Here is an 11,585-nt window from a genome sequence, read left to right on the forward strand (position 1 = left end):
ATTTTCCAAGGCATTCGACATGACCGACATTCAGAATAAGAACTACATCATCGCCCTTGACCAAGGCACCACCAGTTCGCGGGCGATCATCTTCGATCGTGACGCCAACGTGGTCTGCACCGCCCAGCGCGAATTCGCCCAGCACTACCCGCAAGCGGGCTGGGTCGAGCATGACCCGATGGAAATCTTCGCCACCCAGAGCGCGGTGATGGTCGAAGCCCTGGCCCAGGCTGGCCTGCACCATGATCAGGTCGCCGCGATCGGCATCACCAACCAGCGTGAAACCACCGTGGTGTGGGACAAGGTGACCGGCCGCCCGATCTACAACGCGATCGTCTGGCAATGCCGCCGCAGCACCGAGATCTGCCAGCAACTCAAGCGCGACGGCCACGAGCAGTACATCAGCGACACCACCGGCCTGGTCACCGACCCGTACTTCTCCGGCACCAAGCTCAAGTGGATCCTCGACAACGTCGAAGGCAGCCGCGAGCGCGCGCGCAACGGCGAACTGCTGTTCGGTACCGTCGACAGCTGGCTGATCTGGAAATTTACCGGCGGCAAGACCCACGTCACCGACTACACCAACGCCTCGCGCACCATGCTCTTCAACATCCACACCCTGGAGTGGGATGCGAAGATGCTGGAGATCCTCGACATTCCGCGGGAAATGCTGCCGGAAGTTAAGTCGTCGTCGGAAATCTACGGCCGCACCAAAAGCGGCATCGCCATCGGCGGTATCGCCGGTGACCAGCAAGCCGCACTGTTCGGCCAGATGTGCGTCGAAGCCGGCCAGGCCAAGAACACCTACGGCACGGGTTGCTTCCTGCTGATGAACACCGGCGACAAGGCGGTCAAATCCAAGCACGGCATGCTCACCACCATCGCTTGCGGTCCGCGTGGCGAAGTGGCCTACGCCCTCGAAGGCGCAGTCTTCAACGGCGGTTCCACCGTGCAGTGGCTGCGTGATGAGCTGAAAATCATCAATGACGCCCACGACACCGAATACTTCGCCGGCAAGGTCAAGGACAGCAACGGCGTGTATCTGGTGCCTGCGTTCACCGGCCTGGGCGCGCCGTACTGGGACCCGTATGCCCGTGGCGCACTGTTCGGCCTGACCCGTGGCGTACGCGTGGATCACATCATTCGTGCGGCCCTGGAGTCGATTGCCTACCAGACGCGCGATGTACTCGACGCCATGCAACAGGACTCGGGCGAACGCCTCAAGGCCCTGCGCGTGGACGGCGGCGCGGTTGCCAACAACTTCCTGATGCAATTCCAGGCCGACATCCTCGGTACCCAGGTCGAGCGCCCGCAAATGCGCGAAACCACCGCACTCGGTGCGGCCTACCTGGCTGGCTTGGCGTGTGGCTTCTGGGGCAGCCTGGACGAGTTGCGCGGCAAGGCGGTGATCGAGCGCGAATTCGAACCGCAATTGGAAGAAAAGGAAAAAGAAAAGCTCTACGCCGGCTGGCAAAAAGCGGTCAGCCGCACCCGTGACTGGGAGCCCCACGAAGGCGCTGAATAAGCCAACATCCGGTTGTAACTGGCAGGGAGCAGATTCCTGCGTCATCATGGGCCACTTTTGTATGGCAGCCCAAAGGACGCCCAATGAATCTGCCTCCCCGCCAACAACAAATCCTCGAACTGGTCCGCGAACGCGGCTACGTCAGCATCGAGGAAATGGCGCAGCTATTCGTCGTCACCCCGCAAACCATCCGCCGCGATATCAACCAGCTGGCGGACGCCAATCTGCTGCGCCGCTACCACGGCGGCGCGGCCTATGACTCCAGTGTCGAAAACACCGCATACGCCATGCGGGCCGACCAGATGCGCGACGAGAAACAGCGCATCGGCGAAGCCATCGCCGCGCAGATCCCCGATCACGCCTCGTTGTTCATCAATATCGGCACCACCACCGAATCCATCGCCCGTGCGCTGCTCAACCACAGCCACCTGAAAATCATCACCAACAACCTCAACGTCGCCAGCATGCTCAGCGCGAAGGACGACTTCGATGTGCTGCTGACCGGCGGTAATGTGCGCCGTGACGGTGGCGTGGTGGGTCAGGCCAGTGTGGATTTCATCAACCAGTTCAAGGTGGATTTCGCCTTGGTGGGCATCAGCGGCATCGATGAAGACGGCAGCCTGCTGGACTTTGACTATCAGGAAGTACGGGTTTCCCAGGCGATCATCGCCAATGCGCGTCAGGTGATCCTGGCGGCGGACTCCAGCAAATTCGGGCGCAATGCCATGATTCGCCTGGGGCCGATCAGCCTGGTGGATTGTTTGGTCACCGATCAGCAGCCGGTGCCGGCGCTGGTGCAATTGTTGAATGACCATAAGGTGCGGCTGGAAGTCGTTTAAAACCTTCGACTTCTCCGGCGCCTGCGCCGCCACCTTCGCGAGCAAGCCCGCTCCCACACTTGACCGAGTTCCAGCATAGGAATGCGGTCGAATGTGGGAGCGGGCTTGCTCGCGAAGGCGATCTATCCAACACCGACCTCCCCAAGCCTGCATCTGGCTCATGTTCACAATTTTTCCCTCTCCAGCCCGTCGATGAATTTTTTCAATCGAAGTCGGGTGGCTGTGGGCGCGTTTATCAGCTACCATTTTCGCAAATGAACATTAATGTTCGAATTCCAAGATAAAAATCGCGAGGCCAGCCGATGAACCCTTCCACCTTGCCTGCCCCACCGCTTGCCGAAGTCTATGACGTGGCCGTTATCGGCGGCGGGATCAATGGCGTCGGTATTGCAGCAGACGCAGCCGGGCGCGGTTTGTCGGTATTCCTTTGCGAAAAGGACGACCTGGCCAGCCACACCTCTTCCGCCAGCAGCAAGCTGATCCACGGCGGCCTGCGCTACCTCGAACATTACGAATTCCGCCTGGTGCGCGAAGCCCTCGCCGAACGTGAAGTGCTGCTGGCCAAGGCGCCGCATATCGTCAAGCAAATGCGCTTCGTGCTGCCGCACCGCCCACACCTGCGTCCGGCCTGGATGATTCGCGCGGGCCTGTTCCTCTACGATCACCTCGGCAAGCGTGAAAAGCTGGCAGGTTCGAAAAGCCTCAAGTTCGGCCCGGACAGCCCGCTGAAAAGCGAAATCACCAAAGGCTTCGAATACTCCGACTGCTGGGTCGATGACGCCCGCCTCGTAGTCCTCAACGCCATGGCCGCCCGCGAAAAAGGCGCGCACATCCACACCCAGACCCGTTGCATCAGCGCACACCGCAGCAACGGCATGTGGGAAATGAACATGGAACGCGCCGATGGCAGCCTGTTCTCGATCCGTGCCCGTGCACTGGTGAACGCAGCCGGCCCATGGGTCGCCAAGTTCATCAAGGATGACCTGAAGCTGGATTCGCCCTACGGCATCCGCCTGATCCAGGGCAGCCACCTGATCGTGCCGAAACTCTACGAAGGCGCCCACGCGCACATCCTGCAGAACGAAGACCAGCGCATCGTCTTCACCATTCCGTACCTCAACCACCTGACCATCATCGGCACCACCGACCGCGAATACACCGGCGACCCGGCTGCAGTTGCGATCACCGAAGGTGAAACCGACTACATGCTCAAGGTGGTCAACGCCCACTTCAAGCAACAGCTGAGCCGCGATGACATCGTCCACACCTACTCCGGTGTGCGCCCGCTGTGCAACGACGAGTCGGACAACCCGTCGGCCATCACCCGCGACTACACCCTGGCGTTGTCCGGCGGCACAGGCGAGGCGCCGATCCTGTCGGTGTTCGGTGGCAAGCTGACCACCTACCGCAAGCTCGCCGAATCGGCGATGGCGCAACTGGCCCCGTACTTCACCCAGATGCGTCCGAGCTGGACCGCCAAGGCCAGCCTGCCCGGCGGCGAAGACATGACCACGCCAGAAGCGCTGGCCGAAGCGATTCGCCAGAAGTTCGAATGGGTACCGAGCGAAATCGCACGTCGCTGGTCCACCACCTACGGCAGCCGCACCTGGCGCCTGCTGGAAGGCGTACAGTCGCTGGCCGACCTGGGCGAACACCTGGGTGGTGGCCTGTACACCCGCGAAGTCGACTACCTGTGCACCGAAGAATGGGCGACCCAATCCCAGGACGTATTGTGGCGTCGCACCAAGCTTGGCCTGTTCACCACGCCGGAAGAACAAGCCAACGTGCAGCGTTACCTGTCCAAGGTTGAGCACAATCGCGGCAAGATCGAAGCGGCCTGACCGCTCAGTCTCGCAAAAGCCCCTGTGCCGTGAGGTCCAGGGGCTTTTTTATGCCTGCCTTGCCATTCGGTTTTCCGAACGCCAACCTCATGGCTATTCGGTTTGCCGGACCAAACGTAAGAAAGTTCGCCACCAAAAAAACTAAATCATCATATAAATCAACTGCTTAACCTTTAAGTACTGGTCTGGCACGACTCATGCTCTACACTCCATGACGATTGCCTGAGACGCCTCAGGAGCCGTTACGGGCATTCGCTGTACAAGAGAGCCGTCTAGCCGGCTTCATAAAAAAAACAAATGTCGAGGAAGTATTGATGCGCATCGTTCCCCATATCCTGGGCGCAGCTATCGCTGCTGCTCTGATCAGCACTCCAGTATTCGCCGCCGAACTCACCGGCACGCTGAAAAAAATCAACGACTCCGGCACCATCACCCTCGGGCACCGCGACAGTTCCATTCCGTTTTCCTACATCGCGGATGGTTCGGGCAAGCCAGTGGGCTACTCCCACGACATTCAGTTGGCCATCGTCGAAGCCCTGAAGAAAGACCTCAACAAACCCGATCTGCAGGCCAAATACAACCTGGTCACATCGCAGACCCGTATTCCATTGGTTCAGAACGGCACCGTCGATATCGAGTGCGGTTCCACCACCAACAACGCCGAGCGCGCCCAGCAAGTTGACTTCACCATCAACATGTTTGAAATCGGCACCCGCCTGCTGGTCAAGAAAGACAAGGACGGCAAACCGTCCTACAGCGACTTTGCCGACCTGAAAGGCAAGAACGTCGTGACCACCGCCGGCACCACGTCCGAGCGCATCATCAAGGCGATGAACGCCGACAAGCAGATGGGCATGAACATCATCTCCGCCAAAGACCACGGCGAATCCTTCCAGATGCTGGAAAGCGGCCGTGCCGTAGCGTTCATGATGGACGACGCACTGCTGGCCGGTGAAGAAGCCAAGGCCAAGAAGCCGGACGACTGGGTCATCACCGGTACTCCGCAGTCTTTCGAAGCCTACGCGTGCATGGTGCGTAAAGACGACCCAGCCTTCAAAAAGGCCGTGGATGACGCCATCGTCGGCCTGTACAAGTCCGGCGAAATCAACAAGATCTACGCCAAGTGGTTCGAAAGCCCGATCCCACCAAAAGGCCTGAACCTCAACTTCCCGATGAGCGACAAGGTCAAGGAACTGATCAAGAACCCGACCGACAAGCCGGCTCCGGAAGTAAAGATCTAAAACCTGACTAACCTTATCTCCTGAGGGAGCCAACCCTCCCTCAGGCGTCTGTTACTACCTGCTGGCTTTTATTTGGAACACTCGACCTGGCGGTTTTCGAGCCGATCTTGTGTGCCTGGCGTTCACCGCCGGGCGGGAATGGATTTTCCCCAAGCGGGTGCTTGTACATCGATCGACTTCGAGGGGAGACCCTAATGAATTACAACTGGGACTGGGGCGTGTTCTTCAAGTCCACCGGCGTGGGCGGCGAGACTTATCTCGACTGGTACATCGCCGGCTTGGGCTGGACCATCGCCATCGCTGTCGTGGCATGGATTATCGCCTTGCTGCTGGGCTCCATTCTGGGGGTCATGCGCACCGTGCCAAACCGTATCGTATCGGGCATCGCGACCTGCTACGTGGAACTGTTTCGTAACGTGCCGCTGCTGGTGCAGCTGTTCATCTGGTACTTCCTGATCCCCGACCTGCTGCCGCAAAACCTGCAGGACTGGTACAAGCAAGACCTCAACCCGACCACCTCGGCCTACCTGAGCGTCGTGGTGTGCCTGGGCCTGTTCACCGCAGCGCGGGTGTGCGAGCAAGTGCGGACCGGTATCCAGGCGCTGCCACGCGGCCAGGAATCCGCCGCGCGCGCCATGGGCTTCAAGCTGCCGCAGATCTACTGGAACGTGCTGCTGCCCCAGGCCTACCGGATCATCATTCCACCGCTCACCTCGGAATTCCTCAACGTCTTCAAGAACTCCTCCGTGGCGTCCTTGATCGGCCTGATGGAACTGCTGGCGCAAACCAAGCAGACCGCCGAGTTCTCGGCCAACCTGTTTGAAGCCTTCACCCTGGCTACGCTGATCTACTTCACCCTGAACATGAGCCTGATGCTGCTCATGCGCATGGTCGAGAAGAAAGTCGCGGTGCCCGGCCTGATCTCCGTGGGGGGTAAATAATGGAACTCGATTTCAGCGGCATCATCCCCGCCATCCCAGGCCTGTGGAACGGCATGGTCATGACCTTGAAGTTGATGGTCATGGGCGTGGTCGGCGGCATCGCCCTTGGTACGGTCCTGGCGTTGATGCGCCTGTCGTCCAGCAAGCTGCTGTCGCGCCTGGCCGGCGCTTATGTGAACTACTTCCGTTCGATCCCGTTGCTGTTGGTGATCACCTGGTTCTACCTGGCGGTGCCGTTCGTGCTGCGCTGGATCACCGGCGAAGACACCCCGATCGGCGCGTTCACCTCCTGCGTCGTGGCCTTCATGATGTTCGAAGCCGCGTACTTCTGTGAAATCGTGCGGGCCGGCGTGCAGTCGATCCCCAAGGGCCAGATGGGTGCGGCGCAAGCGATGGGCATGACCTATGGCCAGACCATGCGCCTGATCATCCTGCCCCAGGCGTTCCGCAAGATGACCCCGTTGCTGCTGCAACAGTCGATCATCCTGTTCCAGGACACTTCGCTGGTCTACACCGTGGGCCTGGTGGACTTCCTCAACTCCGCCCGCTCCAACGGCGACATCATCGGCCGCTCCAATGAGTTCCTGATCTTCGCCGGTGTCGTCTACTTCATCATCAGCTTTTCCGCCTCGCTGCTGGTCAAGCGTCTGCAAAAAAGGTTTGCCGTATGATCTCTATCAAGAACATCAACAAGTGGTATGGCGACTTCCAGGTGCTGACCGATTGCAGCACCGAGGTTAAAAAAGGCGAAGTGATCGTGGTGTGCGGGCCATCCGGCTCGGGCAAATCCACCCTGATCAAGTGCGTCAACGCGCTGGAACCGTTCCAGAAGGGCGACATCATCGTGGACGGCACCTCCATCGCCGACCCGAAGACCAACCTGCCGAAGCTGCGTTCGCGAGTGGGCATGGTGTTCCAGCACTTCGAGCTGTTCCCGCACCTGACCATCACCGAAAACCTGACCATCGCGCAGATCAAGGTGCTGGGCCGCAGCAAGGAAGAAGCCACCAAAAAAGGCCTGCAGTTGCTTGAGCGCGTCGGCCTGTCGGCACACGCCCACAAGCACCCTGGCCAACTCTCCGGCGGCCAGCAGCAACGTGTGGCGATTGCCCGCGCGCTGGCCATGGACCCGATCGTCATGCTGTTCGACGAACCGACCTCGGCCCTCGACCCGGAAATGGTCAACGAAGTACTCGACGTGATGGTGCAACTGGCCCAGGAAGGCATGACCATGATGTGCGTGACCCACGAAATGGGCTTCGCACGCAAAGTGGCCGACCGCGTGATCTTCATGGACGCCGGCAAGATCATCGAAGACTGCCAGAAAGAAGAGTTCTTCGGCGATATCAGCGCCCGCTCCGAACGCGCGCAGCACTTCCTTGAGAAAATCCTGCAACACTAAAACCAACGCCGCGCGGGCTTTTTGTAGTGAGCGGGCTTGCCGCGCGCTGGGGGGCGAAGCCGCCCTAACCCAGTCACCGTATTTCTCCAGATAGAACTAGGGTGCCTGGTTTTGGGGCGGCTTCGCCCCCCAGCGCGGGGCAAGCCCGCTCACTACAGAAGCCTGCTCGCACTGCTGGTTGACCCAAGGCATCTGTGATGAAATGCGACCCCAATCAATATCGCGCCGCGCCGCCATCACTTGCCGTGAAGCCTCGTCTGATTCGCCAACTGTTCCTGCCGCCACTGATCATCATCCTGATGGTCGGCCTGGGTTATATCGGCTTCTGGGTCAGTGACTACTACGGCATCCGCACCCTCAGCGACACCGGCGAGCGCCAGTTGGAACTGCATGCCCGTACCGTCGAAAGCGAACTGAGCAAATACACCTACCTGCCCAGCCTTCTGGAGCTGGAGTCCAGCGTCTCCAAGCTGCTGGCCGACCCGAACCAGGAAACCCGCAAGACCGTCAACGATTACCTCGAAGGCCTGAACCGACGCAGTCGCAGCCGGGCCATCTATGTGATGGACACCACCGGCCGTGTGCTGGCCACCAGTAACTGGCGCGATGCCGACAGTTACCAGGGTGAAGACCTGTCCTTCCGCGCCTATTTCCAGAACGCCGTGCGTGGCCAGCCCGGGCGCTTCTACGGCATCGGCAGCACCAACGGCGAACCCGGCTACTACCTGGCCCACGGCCTGGAAGAGCACGGCAAGATCATCGGCGTGGCCGTGGTCAAGGTGCGCCTCGAAGCCCTCGAAGAACGCTGGCAACGCGCGCGGCTCGAAGCCTTCGTGAGCGACGAGAACGGCATCATCATTCTCTCCAGCGACCCGGCCCGCCGCCTCAAGGCCGTGCGTCCGTTGAGCGATGACACCAAGGACCGCCTGGCCCACAGCCTGCAATATTACTGGGCCACGCTCAACGAGCTGGAACCCCTGGCCCGCGAGCGCCTGAACGAAAGCGCCGAGAAGCTCACCTTCCCGGCCAACAGTGAAGTGGTCAACGACGAGCAGGAAGTCAGCTACCTGGCGCAGACCCGCCCGCTCAACGACACCCCGTGGAACTTCACCCTGCTCACCCCGCTCAACGACCTGCGCCGCGCCGCGATCAACCAGGGCATCCTGGTGGCCGTCGCCTTTGGCCTGGTGGCATTCCTGCTGATTGCCTGGAACGAGCGGCGCAAGGTCATCGCCACCCGCCTCGCCGCCCGCGAAGCCTTGCAGCAAGCCAATAGCCAGCTGGAACGAAGGATCGCCGAACGCACCGCCGACCTGCGCGCCAGCAACGAACGCCTCAAAGGCCAGATCCGCGAACGACGCCAGGCCGAAGAGACCTTGCGCCGCGCCCAGGATGAACTGGTGCAGGCCGGCAAACTGGCGGCCATCGGCCAGATGTCCACCAGCATCGCCCACGAACTGAACCAACCGTTGGCCGCGCTGCGCACCTTGTCCGGCAACACTGTGCGCTTCCTCGAACGCGGCGCCCTGGACACCGCCAGCGCCAACCTGCAAACCATCAACGAACTGATCGACCGCATGGGCCGCATCACCGCCAGCCTGCGATCGTTTGCCCGACGCGGCGACGATCAGGGCGAAGCCAGCCTGAACAAGGCGGTGGACGCCGCGTTCCAGGTGCTCGGCCCACGCCTGGACAGCCTGCCGCTGACCGTGCACCGCGATTTTGCCCACGCCCAATTGCAGATCGACCAGACACGCCTGGAGCAGATCCTGGTCAACCTGATCGGCAACGCCGTCGACGCCATGCAAGCCCAGCCGGCCCCCGAACTGTGGCTGGAAGGCAGCAGCAGCGAGGGCAAATACCGCCTGCATGTGCGTGACAACGGCCACGGCATCGACCCCGAGGCCCGCAAGCATCTGTTCGAACCGTTCTTCACCACCAAACCCGGCGAGCAAGGCCTGGGCCTGGGCTTGACCCTGTCCGCCAGCCTCGCCGCGGCCACCGGCGGCAATCTTGCCGTGGAGCATCCGGTGGGTGGTGGTACTGCCTTTGTCCTGTGCCTGCCGCTGGTGGGTGCTCAAACAGCTGAGTCGACATGAATACCAACCCCGCAGACCTCACCGTCCTGATTGTCGAAGACGATCCCCATGTACTGCTCGGCTGCCAGCAGGCCCTGTCGCTGGAAGACATTCCCAGCATCGGCGTGGGCAGTGCCGAAGAAGCGCTCAAGCGCATCGACGAGAACTTTGCCGGTATCGTCATCAGCGACATTCGCCTGCCGGGCATCGACGGCCTGGAGTTGCTCACGCGCCTCAAGGCCCTGGATAAAAGCCTGCCGGTGGTGCTGATCACCGGGCATGGCGACATCTCCATGGCGGTCGGTGCGATGCGCAACGGTGCCTACGATTTCATGGAGAAACCCTTCTCCCCGGAACGCCTGGTCGACGTCGCCCGCCGAGCCCTGGAGCAACGCGGGCTGGCGCGAGAAGTCTGGGCGCTGCGCCGCCAGTTGGCCGAGCGCGACTCCCTCGAAGGCCGCATCATCGGCCGCTCGCCGGCCATGCAGAACCTGCGCGAGCTGATCGCCAACGTTGCCGACACCTCGGCCAACGTGCTGATCGAAGGCGAGACCGGCACCGGCAAGGAACTGGTCGCCCGCTGCCTGCATGATTTCAGCCGCCGTCATGACCACCAGTTCGTCGCCCTCAACTGCGGCGGCCTGCCGGAGAACCTGTTCGAAAGCGAGATTTTCGGCCACGAGGCCAACGCGTTTACCGGCGCCGGCAAGCGCCGTATCGGCAAGATCGAACACGCCCACCAGGGCACGCTGTTCCTCGATGAAGTGGAAAGCATGCCGATCAACCTGCAAATCAAACTGCTGCGGGTGTTGCAGGAACGCACCCTCGAACGCCTGGGTTCAAACCAGAGCGTGGCAGTGGATTGCCGGGTGATCGCCGCGACCAAGTCCGACCTCGATGAACTGAGCCGCGCCAGCCAGTTCCGCAGCGACCTGTACTACCGCCTCAACGTGGTCACCCTGGAACTGCCGCCCCTGCGCGAACGTCGCGAAGACATCCTGCAATTGTTCGAACACTTCCTGCAGCAGTCGTCCCTGCGCTTCGACCGCGCGGTGCCGGAGCTGGACAACCAGACCCTGTCGAGCCTGATGAGCCACGACTGGCCGGGCAACGTGCGCGAACTGCGCAACGTCGCCGAACGCTTCGCCCTCGGCCTGCCCGCCTTCAAGAAAAGCGGCGCGGCCGGCAGCGGCCAGGGCCTGGCCTTTACCGAAGCGGTGGAAGCCTTCGAACGCAACCTGCTCAGCGACGCCCTGCAACGCAGTGGCGGCAACCTGACGCAAGCCAGCCAGGAACTGGGGATGGCCAAGACCACCCTGTTCGACAAGGTCAAAAAATACGGGTTGAGCCACTGATGGACCTGTTCCTCAAAGCCGCCCTTGGCGCGGCAGTCGTGTTGATCCTGGCCGCGCTGGCCAAGACCAGGAACTACTACATCGCCGGCCTGGTGCCGCTGTTCCCGACCTTTGCGCTGATCGCCCACTACATCGTCGGCAAAGGCCGCTCGGTGGAAGATTTGAAGACCACGATCCTGTTCGGGATGTGGTCGATCATTCCGTACTTTGTGTATTTGGCGACGTTGTATGTGATGGTGGATCGGTTGCGGCTTGAAGCCTCGTTGGCCGTCGCGGCAGTTGCCTGGCTGATGGCCGCGACTGTGCTGGTCACTGTCTGGGTACGCCTGCACACCTGACACAACTCGGTTAAAAATGTGGGAG

10 protein-coding genes are annotated in these 11,585 nt (G+C 61.1%); all 10 read left to right on the forward strand.

Features of this window, described 5'->3' with window-relative positions; genetic code table 11:
- Positions 1 to 19 precede the first annotated feature (19 nt).
- The 10 genes from glpK to OPU96_RS11880 all read left to right on the forward strand — a co-directional run bounded on the left by glpK (position 20) and on the right by OPU96_RS11880 (position 11,560).
- Positions 20 to 1,525, forward strand: a complete 1,506-nt coding sequence (glpK, locus tag OPU96_RS11835; RefSeq protein ID WP_226455950.1) for a glycerol kinase GlpK — start codon at positions 20 to 22, stop codon at positions 1,523 to 1,525.
- Positions 1,526 to 1,608: 83 nt separating this feature from the next.
- The gene (locus tag OPU96_RS11840; protein WP_226455951.1) at positions 1,609 to 2,364 is read left to right on the forward strand and encodes a DeoR/GlpR family transcriptional regulator; all 756 of its coding nucleotides are present in this window, start codon (positions 1,609 to 1,611) and stop codon (positions 2,362 to 2,364) included.
- 302 nt (positions 2,365 to 2,666) lie between these two features.
- On the forward strand, positions 2,667 to 4,205 hold the full coding sequence (glpD, locus tag OPU96_RS11845) for a glycerol-3-phosphate dehydrogenase (protein ID WP_226455952.1): 1,539 nt from the start codon (positions 2,667 to 2,669) through the stop codon (positions 4,203 to 4,205).
- Between the two features lie 314 nt (positions 4,206 to 4,519).
- The gene (locus OPU96_RS11850; RefSeq protein ID WP_192297316.1) at positions 4,520 to 5,446 is read left to right on the forward strand and encodes a glutamate/aspartate ABC transporter substrate-binding protein; all 927 of its coding nucleotides are present in this window, start codon (positions 4,520 to 4,522) and stop codon (positions 5,444 to 5,446) included.
- A gap of 194 nt (positions 5,447 to 5,640) precedes the next feature.
- Positions 5,641 to 6,387, forward strand: a complete 747-nt coding sequence (locus OPU96_RS11855; protein ID WP_192297317.1) for an amino acid ABC transporter permease — start codon at positions 5,641 to 5,643, stop codon at positions 6,385 to 6,387.
- Positions 6,387 to 7,058, forward strand: a complete 672-nt coding sequence (locus OPU96_RS11860; RefSeq protein ID WP_192297318.1) for an ABC transporter permease subunit — start codon at positions 6,387 to 6,389, stop codon at positions 7,056 to 7,058. The genes OPU96_RS11855 and OPU96_RS11860 overlap by 1 nt, the downstream gene beginning before the upstream one ends.
- Entirely contained in the window at positions 7,055 to 7,789 is a 735-nt protein-coding gene (locus tag OPU96_RS11865) for an amino acid ABC transporter ATP-binding protein (protein WP_226455953.1), read from the forward strand. The genes OPU96_RS11860 and OPU96_RS11865 overlap by 4 nt, the downstream gene beginning before the upstream one ends.
- A 197-nt stretch (positions 7,790 to 7,986) precedes the next feature.
- Positions 7,987 to 9,888 carry a two-component sensor histidine kinase AauS gene (gene aauS, locus OPU96_RS11870; RefSeq protein ID WP_305392147.1) on the forward strand — a complete coding sequence of 634 codons (1,902 nt, stop codon included), beginning with the start codon at positions 7,987 to 7,989 and terminating at the stop codon, positions 9,886 to 9,888.
- Entirely contained in the window at positions 9,885 to 11,222 is a 1,338-nt protein-coding gene (gene aauR / locus OPU96_RS11875; RefSeq protein WP_192297321.1) for a two-component response regulator AauR, read from the forward strand. The genes aauS and aauR overlap by 4 nt, the downstream gene beginning before the upstream one ends.
- On the forward strand, positions 11,222 to 11,560 hold the full coding sequence (locus tag OPU96_RS11880; protein WP_226455955.1) for a GlpM family protein: 339 nt from the start codon (positions 11,222 to 11,224) through the stop codon (positions 11,558 to 11,560). The genes aauR and OPU96_RS11880 overlap by 1 nt, the downstream gene beginning before the upstream one ends.
- Positions 11,561 to 11,585: the final 25 nt, after the last annotated feature.

Source organism: Pseudomonas sp. RP-B7 (assembly GCF_059803535.1).